At 37.9% G+C, this 18,025-nt stretch carries 17 protein-coding genes; 7 read left to right on the top strand and 10 right to left on the bottom strand.

Annotation, left to right across the window (positions count from 1 at the left end; translation table 11 throughout):
• Window positions 1-23 precede the first annotated feature (23 nt).
• On the bottom strand, window positions 24-1,541 hold the full coding sequence (locus ACW0TQ_RS00325; RefSeq protein ID WP_455725247.1) for an NAD(P)H-hydrate dehydratase: 1,518 nt from the start codon (window positions 1,539-1,541) through the stop codon (window positions 24-26).
• A gap of 83 nt (window positions 1,542-1,624) precedes the next feature.
• Window positions 1,625-1,981 carry a holo-ACP synthase gene (gene acpS / locus ACW0TQ_RS00330; RefSeq protein WP_193064389.1) on the bottom strand — a complete coding sequence of 119 codons (357 nt, stop codon included), beginning with the start codon at window positions 1,979-1,981 and terminating at the stop codon, window positions 1,625-1,627.
• Window positions 1,982-2,112: 131 nt separating this feature from the next.
• On the opposite strand from acpS, the gene ACW0TQ_RS00335 reads away from it, so the two are divergent.
• From ACW0TQ_RS00335 to nagB, 4 genes are all read left to right on the top strand, one after another.
• Window positions 2,113-2,898 carry a rhomboid family intramembrane serine protease gene (locus ACW0TQ_RS00335; protein WP_042532408.1) on the top strand — a complete coding sequence of 262 codons (786 nt, stop codon included), beginning with the start codon at window positions 2,113-2,115 and terminating at the stop codon, window positions 2,896-2,898.
• A gap of 139 nt (window positions 2,899-3,037) precedes the next feature.
• A complete protein-coding gene (locus tag ACW0TQ_RS00340) occupies window positions 3,038-3,793 on the top strand; it encodes a prepilin peptidase (RefSeq protein ID WP_193064390.1) in 756 nt (251 codons plus the stop codon).
• 343 nt (window positions 3,794-4,136) lie between these two features.
• Entirely contained in the window at window positions 4,137-5,603 is a 1,467-nt protein-coding gene (nagE, locus tag ACW0TQ_RS00345; protein ID WP_042532404.1) for an N-acetylglucosamine-specific PTS transporter subunit IIBC, read from the top strand.
• Between the two features lie 28 nt (window positions 5,604-5,631).
• Window positions 5,632-6,363 carry a glucosamine-6-phosphate deaminase gene (nagB, locus tag ACW0TQ_RS00350; RefSeq protein ID WP_042532402.1) on the top strand — a complete coding sequence of 244 codons (732 nt, stop codon included), beginning with the start codon at window positions 5,632-5,634 and terminating at the stop codon, window positions 6,361-6,363.
• 232 nt (window positions 6,364-6,595) lie between these two features.
• Here nagB and cshA read toward each other — a convergent pair whose 3' ends face one another.
• Window positions 6,596-8,077 carry a degradosome RNA helicase CshA gene (gene cshA / locus ACW0TQ_RS00355; RefSeq protein ID WP_042532400.1) on the bottom strand — a complete coding sequence of 494 codons (1,482 nt, stop codon included), beginning with the start codon at window positions 8,075-8,077 and terminating at the stop codon, window positions 6,596-6,598.
• Between the two features lie 582 nt (window positions 8,078-8,659).
• Between cshA and ACW0TQ_RS00360 the strand changes: the two genes are divergently transcribed.
• Complete coding sequence (locus tag ACW0TQ_RS00360; RefSeq protein ID WP_256705797.1) at window positions 8,660-9,571, top strand: DMT family transporter; 912 nt, start codon at window positions 8,660-8,662, stop codon at window positions 9,569-9,571.
• Between the two features lie 23 nt (window positions 9,572-9,594).
• Entirely contained in the window at window positions 9,595-10,449 is an 855-nt protein-coding gene (locus tag ACW0TQ_RS00365) for a DegV family protein (protein WP_289584743.1), read from the top strand.
• 46 nt (window positions 10,450-10,495) lie between these two features.
• On the opposite strand, the gene ACW0TQ_RS00370 is transcribed toward ACW0TQ_RS00365, so the two are convergent.
• From ACW0TQ_RS00370 to ACW0TQ_RS00400, 7 genes are all read right to left on the bottom strand, one after another.
• Entirely contained in the window at window positions 10,496-11,191 is a 696-nt protein-coding gene (locus ACW0TQ_RS00370; RefSeq protein WP_042532394.1) for an alpha/beta hydrolase, read from the bottom strand.
• Between the two features lie 103 nt (window positions 11,192-11,294).
• The gene (locus tag ACW0TQ_RS00375) at window positions 11,295-11,615 is read right to left on the bottom strand and encodes a hypothetical protein (protein WP_042532392.1); all 321 of its coding nucleotides are present in this window, start codon (window positions 11,613-11,615) and stop codon (window positions 11,295-11,297) included.
• 213 nt (window positions 11,616-11,828) lie between these two features.
• Window positions 11,829-12,113 carry a glutaredoxin family protein gene (locus tag ACW0TQ_RS00380; RefSeq protein WP_042532390.1) on the bottom strand — a complete coding sequence of 95 codons (285 nt, stop codon included), beginning with the start codon at window positions 12,111-12,113 and terminating at the stop codon, window positions 11,829-11,831.
• A gap of 227 nt (window positions 12,114-12,340) precedes the next feature.
• A complete protein-coding gene (locus ACW0TQ_RS00385) occupies window positions 12,341-12,949 on the bottom strand; it encodes a PepSY domain-containing protein (protein WP_289584744.1) in 609 nt (202 codons plus the stop codon).
• A 166-nt stretch (window positions 12,950-13,115) separates the two neighbouring features.
• A complete protein-coding gene (gene tcuA / locus ACW0TQ_RS00390) occupies window positions 13,116-14,627 on the bottom strand; it encodes an FAD-dependent tricarballylate dehydrogenase TcuA (RefSeq protein ID WP_042532386.1) in 1,512 nt (503 codons plus the stop codon).
• A gap of 98 nt (window positions 14,628-14,725) precedes the next feature.
• The gene (locus tag ACW0TQ_RS00395; protein ID WP_042532384.1) at window positions 14,726-15,793 is read right to left on the bottom strand and encodes an isocitrate/isopropylmalate dehydrogenase family protein; all 1,068 of its coding nucleotides are present in this window, start codon (window positions 15,791-15,793) and stop codon (window positions 14,726-14,728) included.
• Between the two features lie 92 nt (window positions 15,794-15,885).
• Window positions 15,886-16,752: a LysR family transcriptional regulator gene (locus ACW0TQ_RS00400; protein ID WP_042532382.1), complete on the bottom strand. Its 867-nt coding sequence runs from the start codon at window positions 16,750-16,752 to the stop codon at window positions 15,886-15,888.
• 156 nt (window positions 16,753-16,908) lie between these two features.
• On the opposite strand from ACW0TQ_RS00400, the gene ACW0TQ_RS00405 reads away from it, so the two are divergent.
• The gene (locus ACW0TQ_RS00405; protein ID WP_139089078.1) at window positions 16,909-18,024 is read left to right on the top strand and encodes a type 2 periplasmic-binding domain-containing protein; all 1,116 of its coding nucleotides are present in this window, start codon (window positions 16,909-16,911) and stop codon (window positions 18,022-18,024) included.
• The last annotated feature ends 1 nt before the right edge of the window (window position 18,025 follow it).

The raw sequence follows: 18,025 nt of genomic DNA on the forward strand, positions 1-18,025 counted from the left end.
TGTTAACAGTACGTCACACCGTTTTATGAAGAAAATGTACGGATTGCCTTTGGAATGCCTTGAATCACATCCCCCGCCAGCAAATCCTGTTCCGAGTGTTCTGCTTGGACTAGTAAGTCTGCAGATTTTCCGTGCAAGAAGCAAGCATTATTTATCCCTGCAAAAATCGATTTGCTCTGCATCACCATTGCTAAAATCATTCCGGTCAGTACATCTCCGCTTCCACCCTTAGCAAGTCCAGGGTTCCCGCTTGATTCCACGGTCTGGTGTCCGTCCGGATTTGTAATAATAGTATGCTTTCCTTTCAGCACAAGGTAGCAGTTCAAACGCTTGGCAAATTCAGAACTATGCCGGAAAGGCTCCATAAGTAAGTCAGAGACAGATATATCCATTAAAGCAGCAAGTTCACCTGGGTGAGGTGTTAAAATCAGTGGAGCCTGTCTTAACTTAAAATCTGCTGCATAGGCTCTCAGATGAAAAAGACCATCTGCATCGATAACGATTGGTCCTTTATACTTGAGCAATGCCGGAAAAATGCCTTTGGCCGTTTCTTCTTTTCTGCCCAGACCAACGCCAACAGCAATCGCATCAAAACCAGACAAGTCAATGTTATCGATTCCCGTGATACAGCCATCTGTTTCGGATGCGCCAATATACATAGCCTCCGGATTATTTCCAGCAATCATGGAAATTACATTTTTCACAGAAGCCGTTGTTAATAACCCTGCTCCAGTCCGCAAGGCTGCTTTTGTTGTCATCAGAACGGATCCCGGCATCGGCTCACTTCCACCAATAATCAGCCCTTTTCCATGATCTCCTTTATGAGAATTGACGCCCCGCTTTGGAAAAGCTTCCTGAAAATCTGCTGTTGTCCACAAGCGTTTTTTTGTGTGCGCTTGGAATAATTTTTCAGGAAAACCAATATCCGCTACAATCCATTCACCATAATAGGAAGACGTTTGCTGACAGACAGCCGATTGTTTTACTGCTCCTATCATAATCGTTGCATCTGCTTCAATAGCCTGAAAATCCGCGAAGCCTTCCTCTGCCGGCAGCCCAGTTGGTATATCGATGGAAATCACATACGCATCTTGTTTATTCACCTGTCTCGTTACAGTTAAGATATCGCCTCTTAATCCGCCGCGCACACCGATTCCAAGCATCGCATCAATAATCACATCAGCCTCTGAAAGAACTGTATCTGCCGTCCCTTCATTATAATCCGCCACCTGGCCGCCAAATTGACGATAAATCTTCTTATGGCGAGCTGCATCACCTGTAATTTTCTCGTCCGGCGCAACCTGGATCACCTTGATAGCGTAACCTGCTTCTTCAAGCACACGGGCAATGACAAAACCGTCTCCGCCATTATTTCCGCCGCCAATTAAAATAACTGTCTTATCTTCTTTAGTTATCCGCTTTTTTATTTCTCTGCTCGCTTCTCTCCCTGCATTCTCCATGAGTATCTTTCCATCAAGGCCCATCGTTTGAATAGTTTCTCGGTCAATCTTGTACATTTCTTCCGCGGTAACAATATACAAATTCGTTCCCTCCTACCGCAATAAAATATATGAGACAAACTATGCGATTATGCATTTTTAGAATGCTGTCATTTTACTTTATCCTATCTCTCTTCTAATAAAACCTGTGCTACTGCATACTCTCTGCTGTGAGATATAGACACGTGGATAGATATATCCTCCATCCCCTCTGCCTGCATTTCCGGCGCTCCATTGGCATGATTTCTAATTTCGATTTGTTGAAAGCTCAGTTTTCCAATCCCAGTTCCATTTGCTTTAGCCAGAGCTTCCTTTGCAGCAAAACGCCCTGCTGCATACTCCACGCGCCGATGAAGAGCTAACTGCCCTGCTTGTTCCATCTCTGTGCTGGTTAATACACGTTCTAAAAAACGATTATTTTTTTCAAGTAATCGTTTGATTCTTGCTAATTCAACGATATCCACACCGATTCCAAGTATCATGGTCACTGCTCCTAAAATTTTTCTATTTATAGTAACACCTTTATAATGGTCATAATCTGTATTATTTCTTATTATTATAGTATATAGGACAACTTATTTCATTTAAAAGCATTGGCTATGGGAGGCACAATATGTTTATTAGGACAGAACGGAGCATCAGAGAATTCTTTGAATTATATCCCGTGGTAACCATCATTGTCGGGATCAATATATTTCTGTGGTTTATTATTGATTTTTTAAATTTACAAATTGGCACTTACATAAGAGATTATGGGGTGGGAATCAACTATTGGATTGGAGAAGGAGAATGGTGGAGATTATTCACCCCTATTTTTCTTCATGCCGGGGCCATGCACATGCTGTTTAATTCCTTTTCCCTCGTGCTGTTCGGTCCTGCACTTGAACAAATGCTCGGTAAATTCAAGTTTATTTTAGCCTATATCGGCACTGCTGTGACAGCAAATATTGTTATTTACTTTATTGAATCTCCTGCCTATGCTCATTTAGGCGCATCCGGAGCAATCTTCGGTTTGTTCGGAATCTATGTTTATATGGTCTTTTTCCGAAAAGATTTAATCGATCAATCCAGCAGTCAAATCATTGGTGTCATTGTAGCCATTGCGTTGGCCATGACATTTTTACGAAGCGGCATTAGCATATTGGGACATTTATTTGGTTTTTTCAGCGGTTTTACCTACGCTCCGCTTCTCTTAGCCGGCGTAAAGAGTTATTCCCCCTGGTCGCGCAACCGACCGCGAAAAAGAAAGTATGCAGATGATGACGACGGCCCGCAATTTGATCCGGATCGATGGAATAAAAAACGGAAAATGCCAGAGGCTATCCGGAAAAATATGCTATGGATTATTGTCGGTATCATTGCTGTTCTATGGCTATTAGGACAGGCAAATATTTTATAAGAATAATGAGCTGGTTGTGAATTTTTCATAACCAGCTTTTTATTTCGTGAAAAATGAATACAATATAAAACGGGCCCGGCTTTATGCTATAATAAGAACACTTCGCAATTATCCTCAAAATTAAATAAGGAGGTTTCTTATGGAAATCTATACTTCATTCATCTTTTTCCTGTTTGGCACCATTTTTGGTTCATTTTTTATGGTTGTCGGCATTCGTCTCCCGCAAAAAATTTCTTTTTCCAATGAACGTTCCAAATGTCCCGCCTGCCATTATCAGCTCGCATGGTACGATAATATCCCCATCCTGTCTTATCTTCTTCTGAAAGGCCACTGCAGAAAATGCCGCTATTCCATTTCTTATTTATACCCGCTGACAGAAGCTACCACAGGCTTTCTCTTTACCCTTTGTTACTGGCATGCAGCCACTCCTACAGAAGTGCTTCTCTCTCTTTTATTTATATCCCTATTAATTCTTATCATCATCACTGACCTCTATTATATGGTCATTCCAAATAAGCTATTAGCTCTTTTCCTTTTTGCTTTTATTCTCGTACGGCTGATAGAACCGCTAAACCCTTGGTGGGACTCTGTAGCAGGAGCTCTTACTGGTTTTTTGATTATTTTTATCGTCATCTTATGGAATAAAGAAGCAATGGGAGCAGGAGATATGAAATTAATGGCCGTACTCGGTGTTGTATTGGGTTTCTCTCATATTATTACAACCTTTCTGCTGGCTTGTATTTCTGGAGCAGTAATTGGAATTGTTTTACTTCGTTTCAGTATCATTCAGCGGAATAAGCCATTTCCTTTTGGCCCTTTTATCGCTTTGGGCGCGCTGCTCTCTTATTTTTCAGGCGATATTCTGATTCACTGGTATTTGAATTTATTTACCTGATGTAAAAAAACTGCTGGTTTTGAATAAATATAAAACGAATCATTATTTCATACAAATACACAATCGTATTCCCGCTCAACCTGGACAAATCTAAATACTTTCATAACAAATAAAACAAATTCAATCATTGATATTCAAATTCAGTTATTAATTTTATATCGCCCTTTAAATAACTGATAATACACACAATTCTTCATAATATTTGTAATTACAAATATTAAAAATTATACTTTCAAGGTGTTTTATTATAAGTATTTCATTTTTCTATCTCAAAAATGTATGTACAATTTGTATTCTTTTCGTCTATAATTGTATTAAATATTATTATAGGAGGATACAAATTATGATGAAATATTTACAGAACCTTGGTAAATCACTGATGTTACCAGTTGCTGTATTACCTGCAGCGGCGGTTCTTATGGGAATTGGTCATTGGATAGACAGTTTCTTTGAAGCTGACAGCCGTTTTGCTGCTTTTCTAATCAGCGGCGGGGATGCTATCCTTTCCTCCCTGGCTATTCTTTTCGCAGTCGGGGTCGCAATAGGAATGACAAAAGCAAAGGACGGAGCCGCAGCGCTCAGCGGGCTGGTTGGCTATCTCGTTATTACGAAGGTATTGGAATCAGAAAGCGTCGCTAGTTTACTGCAGATTGATTTAAGTCAGGTAGACATGGCTTTTGATAATATCGAAAATGTTTTTATTGGAATTTTAGCCGGGCTTATTTCTGCAGCGCTTTACAATCGCTTCAGTCATGTTTCATTGCCAGACGCATTTGCTTTCTTCAGCGGGAAACGTCTTGTACCTATTTTAACAGCGGCAACTATGCTGCTCGTTTCCATCGCTGTTCTTTTTGTTTGGCCGGTTGTTTATGGCTGGCTGGTGAGCTTCGGAACAATGATTAGTAATTTAGGCGCTGCCGGCGCAGGTCTATACGGATTCTTTAACCGTTTATTAATACCGACGGGATTGCACCACGCATTGAACAATGTATTTTGGTTTGATGTAGCAGGTATTAATGATATCGGTAATTTTTGGGATGGCAATGGCGAACCTGGTGTTACAGGCAGATACATGGCTGGATTTTTCCCGATTATGATGTTTGGTCTTCCAGCAGCTGCGCTTGCAATGTATCATACAGCAAGAACAAAACAGCGTAAGCAAGCAGCATCACTATTGATGGCAGTTGGCTTTGCCTCATTCTTTACAGGAGTAACAGAGCCGCTAGAATTTTCCTTTATGTTCTTAGCCCCTGTATTGTATTTTGTTCACGCTGTACTTACCGGACTGTCCTTATTCATTGCAGCAGCCTTCCAATGGACTGCAGGGTTTACGTTTAGCGCAGGATTTGTAGACTACTTCCTGAGCTTCCGGCTGCCATTGGCAAATCAGCCTTATATGCTCATCCTGCAAGGACTTGCATTTGCTGTTGTTTACTATTTCTTGTTCCGTTTTTTAATCGTAAAATTAGACTTGAAAACGCCTGGTCGTCAGGATGATAATGAATTAGCTGAAGAACCCACTACAAATCCTGAATCAGCCAATGAAGCTAAAGACAAACATACATTAATGGCTGAAACAATCTATACACATCTCGGTAAAAAAGAAAATATTGATTCTATCGATAATTGCGCAACCAGACTGCGCCTGGAAATCCAGGACATGGATAAAGTAAACCAGGATGGCATTAAGAAAACAGGAGTTCCCGGTGTTCAGCAAGTAAGTAAAAATAATTTGCAAATTATTGTCGGAACTCAGGTACAAGCAGTGGCAGATGCATTGCAAAAACTATATAATGAGGATAAATCATAATTTATATTTATCTTATAGGGGGAGCATAATGAATATTATCAGAGCAGAAAATTATAGTGAGATGAGCCAGCTGGCAGCAAAAAAACTGATAGAGCAAGTAAACGAGAAATCAAACAGTGTGCTGGGTTTAGCAACTGGATCTACACCAGAAGGATTGTACGAAGAAATTATCAAAGAACACAAAGCAGGCAATGTTTCTTTCAAAGATGTGACGTCCTTCAATTTAGATGAGTATGTCGGACTTAACAAAGAAAATGATCAAAGTTATTACTATTATATGCATCATCTTCTGTTCAATCATATTGATATTGATAGCGGACAGGTTAACCTGCCAAATGGAGATGCAAATGATTTACAGGAAGAATGCAACAGCTATGAAAAGGCCATTAAACAAGCTGACGGCATTGATATTCAAATTTTAGGGATTGGTTTAAACGGACATATCGGTTTTAATGAACCAGGAACACCATTTTCTATGCAAACCCATGTAATTGACTTGGATGAATCCACCCGTCAAGCAAATGCTCGCTTCTTTGATTCCATCGATGATGTACCAACACAAGCTATTACCATGGGTATCGATACGATTATGCAGTCCAAACAAATTATTCTCTTAGTTTCTGGTTCACAAAAAGCAGAAGCGTTAGATAAATTAGTGAATGGACCTGTTACAGAAGATTTCCCTGCTTCTATTTTACAAAAGCATGCAAATGTAACGATTATCGCTGATCAGGATGCATTATCCGAGCTATCTGAATAAAAAACATCTTATTTAAAAAGAAGCATTCACTAAAAGACAAGTGAATGCTTCTTTTTACGCTTGTTTACTGACGTTGCGATACTCTTTCAAGACTGGAATCACGCGTTCCTTTATAACACATTAAGGCTGCGGTTATTCCGTCTTAAGAGCTAAAGTTTATCACCAAAGTTAAAAACATGAGGCATTGTTCTTGTAAGAACGTTGCCTCATGTTTTTTTATACAGATATTAAATTAACGGTCGTCTCTTCTTTTACGCTGGAAATTCCCTTTATTATTTTTGCGGTTTCTGCCGCCCTGGTTTCTTCCGCCTTGATTGCGTCCACCTTGGCCACGTCCGCCATAATAACGTTTTTTATTATTTCCACGACGGTTATCCTCTTTCGCTTTTTTCACACTGATTGGTGCAGCAGAGGAAATGCGTACAGGTGTATCTCTTCTTTCTTTTGTCATCATGCTGATTGCAGCAGCAATAACCGTAACGGAATCATGATCATCAAGTAATTCTTTCGCCGCTTCATAATAAGGGTTCAAATCTTTTTGATCGATCGCCTTTTTCATTTTATCAATGGTTACTTGCTGTTGTCCGCGTCGCGCATCCTGGTTAGTAGGAGGCGTCAGACGCTTCATTTTACTTTTTGTTGTTTTTTCAATCAGGCTGAGATGAGCCATTTCTCTTGGTGTGATGAAGGAGATAGCTTCCCCTGTTTTACCAGCTCGCCCAGTTCTTCCAATACGGTGAACATAGCTTTCCGGATCTTGTGGGATATCAAAATTGTACACATGTGTTACACCGGAAATATCCAGTCCGCGGGCTGCTACGTCTGTTGCCACAAGAACGTCTACCCGTCCCTGTTTAAATTTATTCAATACAGACATACGCTTACCCTGTGTTAAGTCTCCATGGATTCCTTCCGCGCGATAACCTCTTGCTTGAAGCCCTTCAGTGATTTCATCTACACGTTTTTTCGTTCTTGCAAAAACGATAGCCAATTCAGGAGAATTGATATCCAAATGGTTATTTAGTGTTTCAAACTTAAACTTCTCTGGAATCTCAATAAAATATTGATCAATGTTCTCTACTGTCATTTCTTTCGCTTTTACTTTAACTTCCTTTGGCTCTTTCATAAGCGTTGTCGCAATATCACGAATTTCCTTCGGCATAGTTGCAGAGAAAAGCAATGTTTGTCTATCTTCTGGAATACCTTTTAAAATTTCGCGAATATCATCAATAAAGCCCATGTTCAGCATTTCATCTGCTTCATCGAGAACTGCTGTATGCACTTCATCAATACGAATCGTTTTGCGGCGCATATGATCCATTAATCGTCCTGGTGTTGCTACAACGATTTGAGGGCCGTCTTTTAATGCTCGAATTTGGCGGTCCATTGGAGAACCACCGAAAATAGCAAGTGCCCGTATCCGCTTGAATTTAGATAGACGGTTAATTTCTTCCGCTACCTGAATTGCCAGCTCACGTGTCGGTGCAACGATCAAACCCTGAACCTTTTTCAGTTTTGGATCGATTTTATTAATCAATGGGATACCGAATGCTGCGGTTTTCCCTGTACCTGTTTGCGCTTGTCCAATCACATCGTGTCCTTCCAGCGCGTATGGAATCGTTTCTGCTTGAATCGGGGTAGCTTCTTCAAACCCCATTTCTTCTAAAGCTTTCATTATTGGCGCAGAAACGCCTAGTTCGTTAAATTTAGTCACGTAATCGTCGACTCCTTTTTGTTTTTTATTGCAAAAGAGGCCTTATAAAGAGTTTCTCATACTTTTCATTTTATTATACAAATCAGTAAAAATCATCAATACTCCGGTGAAAGAAGCAAAGTCTTTTGAAATCAAGTCCGCTTCAAATATTTTATACAATTACTGATTTACTACCTAAAAATTGCTGATTGAATGAACATTTCACTCCACATCAGCAATTAAACGAATAACGTATTTTAGCGCTTATTCATTATCAACGTTTAAAGTACAAAAAAGGCATAACCAATTCAATAAGGTAAGAGGCCCCTAAAAAATGCTTTCTTAATCATACCATACTTATATACCATATATCCAGTACACAGATTAAAATGATTTTTTTTTCGTATCATGATAAAATGTAATTAGTTATGTATGCGTATGCACTAAGAATTCCCAGTTTCTTTTCATTAAAGATTCCTCACTTCTCCAATGAAGGATCTAAAAAATTATCATGCGCTTGCATTCAGTTTTCACATTGCACTTATATAACACCAAAGAAGAAAAAATACATCGTATTGAACATGTAAAAAGGGAGTTATCACCATGCGTCAGTCCGCCTTCAACCCTAAAGCAGCAGTTGTCATTGGGGTTTTTTCTATATCTACATCAGCAATTCTTGTCCGGCTTGCAACAGAAGCGCCTGCTTCTATTATCGCCAACTATCGTCTTTTATTTGCCGTTTTACTCTTATTGCCTTTTATTTTATTTCATTACAAGCATGAGTTTAAACGAATTTCTACAAAAAATTGGTGGCTTTCCATTCTTGCCGGCATTTTTCTAGCGCTATATTTTATTTTGTGGTTTGAATCACTCAATTACACTTCTGTCGCCAGCAGCGTTGTACTTATATCACTTCAGCCGATTTTTGCTTTTATCGGGACCTACTTTATCTTCGGCGAGCGTTTCTCATCTGGTGCAATCATCAGCATCTTCATTGTTTTACTCGGCGGATTGATTATCGGTTCAGGGGATTTTCAATTATCTGGAGAAGTCATTTACGGGGACATGCTTGCATTACTCGGAGCAATCGCTGTCACCATTTATTTTCTATCCGGTCAGCATGTACGAAAAAATGTTTCTTTAATTACCTATACATTTATTGTCTATGGTATCAGTACGGTTATACTAACACTGTTTAATCTCATCCGGCAGGAGAGTTTCTTCTCTTATCCTGCCAATCATTGGTGGATTTTTATTGCCCTGGCAATCATACCGACCTTTTTGGGGCATTCTCTTTTTAATTGGTCACTGAAATGGTTGAGTACTTCCACCATTTCCATGGCAATTGTGTTTGAACCCATTGGCGCCAGCATCCTTGCTTTTCTTATCTTGAATGAGACGCCGACCTGGGCCCAATTTCTCGGAGGAACCATTATTGTATTTGGATTATTTTTATTTATCCTTAGTACATCACGAAAAAATAAAGTTACTATTTCAACAAAGAATCACAAATAATACGCATTAAAGCAGGTGAATCAATGACAATTCAATTCATGACAGACAGCTCTGCTGATCTGCCTCTATTCTTACAAAACAAACTCCATGTAGAAATCGTTCCGTTATATCTTCATTTTAGTGACGGCCAGTACAAAAGCGGGCAAACGATGGATATTGAATTATTTCATCAGAAAGTAAAGGAATTAGGAGAGGTTCCGCGTTCAGCAGCTCCAAGTCCTTCCGATTTTTATGAAGCATATAAAAAAATCCCGCCGGAAAAGCAGATTCTGATGTTAAGTATATCTAATGAAATAAGCAGCACCTACGCAAATGCTGTGGCAGGAAAAAATATGCTCTTAGAAGAAGAGCCTGAGCGTGTTATTGAGGTGCTTAATACAAAGACGGCTTCCTGCGGTATCTGCCTGCTGATGCATGAAGCAAATAAGAAAATCGAGGAAGGGTACGCATTTGAAGATCTCGTCCATCATTTAACAGAACGCATTGAACAAACTGCGACTTTATTTGTATTAAAAAGTTTAGATAATCTTGTTCTGGGCGGCCGTTTAGAAAAAATAAAGGGGAAAATCGCAAAAACGTTAAATATAAAAGTATTGATGAAGGCAACAGAGGAAGGCGCTATTGATGTTGCAGAAAAAGTACGCGGTGAGAAGAAATCTTTAAAACGATTCGTTGATCAAATTGGTGAATACACACAAAATACCGAGAATAAAATCATCACGATGACCTATTGCCGAGATAAAGAAAGAGCGATAAATGTACTTGAGAAAATCCGCAGCAAATACGCTTTTTACGATGCTATTATAGAAGAATCAGGACCGCTTATTTCCACATACGGCGGTGAAGGTGCGCTAGTTATTTCTTTCTTCAAAAATTAATTATTAAAAACACTAAAAAAATGCTGGGAGTTTGTCCCAGCATTTTTTATGCAGATGATTCCATCAGAAAATCATAGACCATATTGTTTAATGTGTCTTTATCAGTCCCCAGGCAAATTAAATGTTTGGATCTTTCAAAAAAGACTACTTCCTTTTTTTCAGAGTGAATTTCTTTATCAAGATAATATGCTGTTTTATAAGGAACCATGCCATCAAGCTGTCCTTGGGCAATTAGCACTGGAGAATTCACCTTATCCAGATATTTTCTGGTAAACCGGATCAGCTTCATAAATTCAAAGTGCGCTTTTAGCGGCACAACGCCCATTTTCCTTTTATAGTGATTGAATAATTGATTTTCTTTTAATGTTCCGCGTATTCCATCGCCAACTACTGCAGCAACATCTAAGCTTATTTGTTTTAAGGATAGATATTTACCGGATGTAGCGAGCAGGACAAGCTTAGCAATATCATATTTAGCTGCTAAATAGGAAGCAATCATCCCGCCCATAGAAAATCCGATAACATAAATGGTATCAAACTGGTCAATCAGTTTCTGAAGTTCTTCTTCCGCTGCTTGAATCCATCTTTTATACGAAGCATCTTTCAAATTTAATTCTGTACCGTGACCAGGCAAAGTCGGCACTTCAATATGCCAATCTGTGCTGTCTCTTAAATAATTTGCCAATGGTTCCACTTCATAGGGCCCTCCAGTATACCCATGAATAATTAAACATCCTATCATGATTTTCTACTCCCTTTATAAAATTAAACTTAATGGAATCTCCTCCTGTGATACACAGAGCAGGAGGTTAACCTTATCATTTCTAAATCGGGCTGATATATACCTACATGAACCCTTTTACAAACGTACCAAATTGCTTCACAATCGGGGAAACTTGATGATAAGTACTTGCTAACTGACTTACTTTGCTAATCATTGTATCAAAATTAAACGGGTTATTTTCATTTGTTCCGCCGGCGCCCGCACCTGGCTGTGACTGGATTTGCTGCTGCGACATTAAATACTGTGTCGGTAATTCTGGTTTTGAAAATAATTCATATGGAGTAAGCTCTTGTCTTTCATTGTGCTGGTTAATAGTTGAAGAAACTGGTGCATAAGGATTATTTCTACTAAATCCATTAGGGGGGAAATTTCGATATTGCACATTTCTCACCTTCTTTTGCCTTTTTATAATGACGTTTCGGGAAAAGGAATTTCTATTATAAAATATACTGTATGGTAATTGTTTTTTTCGAGGCATTCCCTGAACGTCTAAGACCATGGTAGATTCGGCTCTTTTCATCACCATTGAACCTTTACATTTACGTTTTAGATTACTACCATTTTATGCAAATGAAAGCTGATACGTGCATAGCCCTTAACCATCTTTGGACACATTTTCAAAAAAATAAGCATCCTCACTCAAATTATTAGCTAATCCTAATTCATAAAGAATTTTATTCTCTTGATTTCCCTCTATTTTCTTACCATCAATAAACAGAGTCGGTGTCCCAAAAATCTTCATTTCCTGTAATTCCTTTAAATACATTTTATTTTCTGTCACGTTTTTTAGTTCATAAGTAACATCATTCTTATCTAGAAATGCTTTTACCTTTTCCGATGCTTGACTACCTTCGCTGATAAATAATGTAACCTTCTTCATACAAATCCTCCTAATCAATCCCTTCTTAATTATTTATCAATTTTTTATTACCCTTTTTCCTCATATATGAAACTCTTTTACGTTAGAAAACTTGGTTGTTACCAAGCCCTTAGGCGACGACCTTAGTTACACTTATGTAGTAAGAAAGTTTATACTTTTTTAACTGCCAAAAAAGAGGACTAAAATCGCCCTCCTTTTTATCACCTGTATTTTAAATTTATTTTTTATCAATCATCTTCATAATCGATTTCTAAAGATAGAATATCTCCTGTTTCAGCATGAATGTCAAAATCTGCTTCTTGCTGTCCATTAACAAGTTCCAGTTCATAAACATATCTGCCATCATCATAATCTAATTCCATTTCTGTAACGTCTCCATCAAATTCCTGCTTTGCAATCTGAATTGCTTCTTCTTGTGCTATGATATTCTCTTTATTATCATTGTTTTCATTTGCTGCCGCTGTGTCCTGCTGGTTCTCTTCCAGATTTACATCATCATCATTTCTGTCATCATCATGTCTATCCTTATCGTCTATTTCTTCATAAACCACTTCACCTGACTCAGCATCCATCTTCACATCGTATTCTTGGTTTTCGACAATAATTTCTGCTTCATAAAAGGACTTATCTCCTTCTCGATCCAGTTCCATTTCTTTAACCTTACCTTGATATTCCTCTTCCAATTTCTTCGTTGCGTCCTCCATGTTTAAGCTGCCTGCTTCAACAATTTGGGGTTCTCCTTCGTTTGAACTTGCTGCTTCTGCATGGTAAATTCCTGTTCCGACAACTCCTGCTAATACAACCGCTCCTGCAAACATTCCAATTTTTTTATTCATTTATTTTTTCCTCCTTATTTCTTATTAACTACATCTTACCCGTTAATAATGACAACACCCTTTGAGTAAGATTAGAATTTCATGAGAAATAAGTTATTTGGAAAATACCCTCAAATAGAAATTGCAGTTATTTGGATATGAGCTTTGTTGTTATCAAATCAACTGCTTATTTACTGATTACTTCATCAAACTGCTCCGCATAGCTTGCTGCTGATTCTCCTGCTAGTTTCCCAAAAACAGCCCCAGACATTAAACCTGAACCACCAGGGTAATTCCCATAAAATAGACCGCCTATCATTTCCCCTGCAGCAAATAATCCCGGAATTGGATTTTGATTTTCGTCTAATACCTTGCTATGCTTATTGGCTTGAATGCCTCCAAAAGTAAAGGTAATTCCACAAGTAACTGGATAAGCATAGAATGGTGCTTGTTGAAAAGACAAAGCCCAGTTGCTTTTCGGAGGTGTAATTCCTTTTGTCCCCTTACCATCTTTGATTGCCGGGTTATAATCTCCATCCTGTACAGCGTCATTATAATCTCTTATAGTCTCTAAAAATTTATTTTTGTCTACACCTATTTTTTCAGCCAATTCTTCTATCGAGTCAGCTTTTAAACAGGTTGCTTCTTCTAGATTATATTCCGTTCTTAACAATGGACGTACCTGATTATCAAATACTTGAAACGCCTTTTGTTTTGGTTGACGAAGTGTTTCTTTTCCATATTTTGCATAAGTGTAATTTCTAAAATCTGCTCCTTCGTCAACAAAACGTTCTCCATTTGCGTTTACAATTAAGCCAAGAGGATACGAGGATTTCTTATAAATATCACCAGGTTTTTTATAATCACCAACTTTTGGAGCTTGAAAATCTGTGGTATGTGCATGACAGCTTGACCAATCACCATAAGGTTGTGCGCCCGCTTCTATTGCCATGTCCAGCCCATCACCTGTATTGAATTCACTTCCACGGACAATCGCTGCCCCCCATTCTTCGCCCAGATACTTCATACGTTTTTCCTTGTTTGCTTCAAAGCCGCCGCATGCCAAGACCACAGCCTTTGCAGGAATTTTCTTTCTTAACCCATTTTCTTCAATAATGATACCGCTTACTTTATTATTTTCAATTTCTAGTTGAAGAGCTCTTGAATCATATTGAATCTCTACTTCAAGCATTTCCAGCTTTTGAAATAAAGCCTCAACTAATCCGATACCTTTACGATATGTTTTTACTGGCAATCCTCCCCAAAACTGACGGACGCCATTGTTATCAAATGACTGGTTTTCATTCAGTTCGAATCCTACACCTTGCTGCTTCATCCATTCAATTGTCTCATAAGATTTTTCAACTAACTGTTTAGATAGCTCGGGATCACTTTTTCCTTCTGTTACTGCTATAATGTCTTGAAGAAAATCAGTTTCTTGATATTCTGGTATACTTATTTTTTCGAATTCTCCTGGTGTTAGTTGTGTTAAAATTGATTTCAACGCATGTTTGTCTTGATAAGCAAAACGTATTGCTCCATCTGTAAAAAAAGAATTCCCACCACGTTTCTCCTTGGGTCCGCGCTCCAAAACAAGAACATTAACTCCATTTTCCTTCGCAGCAATAGCTGAGCAAAGTGCCGCATTTCCAGTGCCTACAACAACTACATCGAATTTCTGGTTATCTTTTCTATTCATATTGTCCTCCCATAAATTATTTATAATTTACACTGAGTATAATACTTCTTAAAAGATAAATAAAATACTGTTTTTTTAGTATAGTTGATAAAATTTTTTTATGACTTGAGTCTTGTCAATACTTCATTTGTGAAAGCTCCGGTTCCTTTATTTCCTCCTAGATCTTTTGTTTTTACACCATCAGCTAATGTTTGATATAAACTTTTTTCTATTATTACTCCTGCCTTTTTTAATCTGGAATCAGCAAATCTTTTGCTCATCCATTCTAATAAAAGAGCAGTAGAAAGCATCATCCCGATTGGATTAGCAAGATCTTTCCCTGCTATATCCGGCGCAGATCCATGAGCTGCTTGCGCCATGGCAACATCCTTATTAGCATTAATAGAAGGTGCAAGCCCTAAACTTCCAATTAATTCACCAGTTAAGTCAGATAGAATATCTCCAAACATATTTTCCGTCACAATGATATCAAAGTCTGACATTCGCCGAACAATATGGGCACACATTGCATCTATATGATAATCATCTACTTGCACCTCTGGATAATTCTTCGCAACCTCTTTACATACTTCCAAAAACATGCCTGACCCCATACGAATTACATTTGCTTTGTGAACAATGCTCACCTTTTTTTTTCGTTGCATCGCTTTTTGAAAAGCAGCATGAGCAATTCTTTCAATAGCTTGCCTGGTGAAGACCCCTGTAGTAAGTACAACATCCCGGGTAACCTGAAACTCTCCTACCCCTTGAAACATATTCCGATCCACGTAAAAACCTTCTGTATTTTCTCTGTAAATAATCAGGTCCGCTTCCTTCACTACTCCATGAATGCCAGGGAACGTTTTTGTCGGACGAATATTCGCAAATAAATCAAATCGATGCCGTAATTCACCGCTAGGATTACGCATTGCTTTAAACCTCTCAGGATAAGATGCAGAATCGTGTGGCCCTAAAATCCATCCATGACATTGCTTTAAAGCTGCAATCGTCTCATCGGGGAGCGGGTGTCCTGCTTCCCGGATTCCTTTCCAACCAACTAGAAGCTGGACCCATTTGATCTCAACTTTCTGCTTTTTAATAGCTGCATTTACTACACGAGCAGTTGCATGGACAATTTCTGGACCAATTCCATCTCCTTCTAATAAACCAAGTTTATATAATGTCATTCTTTTCCTCCTTTTCACGCTTTGGCTTTTAACATAATTTATCTTTTAATAAACGTCTAATACTTTTTTCTTTAATAAGACGATAAATAAATTTAATCTTCTTCATTCCATTGTTTTAAATAGTTTACAAAATGCTTAACTACTGACAAATTTTCAAATAATTGGTTATAAACAAGCCAAGTTTCTCTTGTAACCAATGTTCCATCTTTAAAATAAATTGCCTGCTGGTATAAATCATCATCTTGTTTCAAACATATCCCGGGAACAATAGCAAAACCCAAATTATTTTTTACCATTTCTTTACATGTTTCAAGCCGATCTACTTCCATTTCAATATTCGCAGGTTCTGAAAACTGATCTGCCCACCAGGTTGTAATGCTCTCTTTCAATGAGCTGTCAGTATTATAATTAATCAAGCGATATTCTGGTAAAAAATCCATATTTATTTTTTCTTTAGAAATAAGATATAGCGCTTCTCTCTTTAAAAGTATTTTTTCTCCATGCCATCCTCGTATATTTCTTAAGATGCCTACATGAACACTGGAATTATTAAGAAATTCAATAACCTGTGTACTCCAGCCAGTTTTAACATTAAACCGAACATTCGGAAAATTATTAGAAAAATCCTTCAATACTCTTGGCAGCAAGTACTGGGCAAAATTACTGGATACGCCTATTCGCAGGGTTCCAGACACCTCATCTTTCATATTACTCATTGTATCTTTCACAAACTGAAACTGTTTAAGCATTTCTCGAGAATAATTCACTAAATACTCTCCTTCAGAAGTAAATTCTATTCCATTTTTTGTTTTAAAAAAAATTCTTACCCCTAAATTCCCTTCTAAATTTCTGAGTCTATAACTTAAAGATGGTTGAGATACATATAATTTTTCTGCTGTACGAGTCATATTTTTTTCCTCATGAAGCGTTTTCAATAAAATCCAATCTTTTTGTTCCATCTTATTCCTCCTCTGGATTTATTTAAATCCCATTATGTAGAAAACATCATAGGTTATCAAGTTTTTTTATGAAGATAAATAAAATATCATTATTTTACTTATTCTCTGAAAGCGTTTACTATAAAAACAATTATTATTTGGAAAGGGATGAATCTTTTGAAAATAAATCTTTTTTATATCTTATTACTCTTGATGAGTGCCATGCTAATAGGCTGTAACACCATGGAAGCAACAGGAACAGAGAATGATAAAAATGCAAGTACTTCTTATGATGGAGAAACGATTTCGTTTGTTGTTCCTTTTCAGGCTGGAGGAGGAACAGATGTTTTTGCTAGATTTATGACACCTTACTTTGCCAAACATATTGAAGGGGAGCCCCGAGTCCAGGTAGAAAATATTCCTGGAGGTGCAAGTATTACCGGAACGAATGAATACGCTAATTCTCGTTCACCAAATGGATTCAATATTCTTACCTCCAGTGCCTCGTCACACGTTCCGTTTATATTGGAGCAGTCTTCTGTAGATTATGATTTAGATGATTTCACCCCATTAATAGGCGCTCCATCAGGGGGGATTGTTTATACAAAACCGGAACTTGCAAAGGACGGAATGGAAAACTTGCTTTCTTTAGAGAATGAACTATATTATGCAGGCATTTCGCCAACTGGGCTGGATTTGGTAACCCTGCTGTCTTTTGAAGTTTTAGAGATGGATGTCAAAGCTGTATTAGGTTATGAAGGCCGTGGTCCATCACGCGTTGCTTTTGAACAAGGAGAAAGCAATATTGATTACCAAACCACTTCTGCCTATAAAAGTAATGTAGAAAATTTAGTAGAAGAAGGAAATGCTGTTCCTTTATATAGTTTAGGTCAAGTGGATCAAGATGGGAATCTTATTAGAGATCCGCAATTTCCCGAGCTTCCTACTATTGAAGAAATTTATATCGATATCTATGGAACAGAACCCAGCGGAGAAGCATGGGAAGCTTATAAGCAAACCGTGGCTGCTTCCTATAGCTTAAACAAAGTTATTTGGGTACACAAAAACGCACCAAACCATTCCAAAAAAATACTGCAGCAAGGAATGGAAAATTTAATTGAAGATACGAGCTTTGAAGAAGAATCACAGGATATTCTTGAAGGGTATGATGCCTTTGTGGGAGAGGAATTAAATAATCAAATTGAACAGTCCTTCTCCATTTCACCAGATACCAAAAAATGGATCATTGAATATTTACAACTTCATTATGATATTGACATTAATAAGCTATAGA

The sequence above is a fragment of the Oceanobacillus sp. M60 genome, from assembly GCF_053839645.1.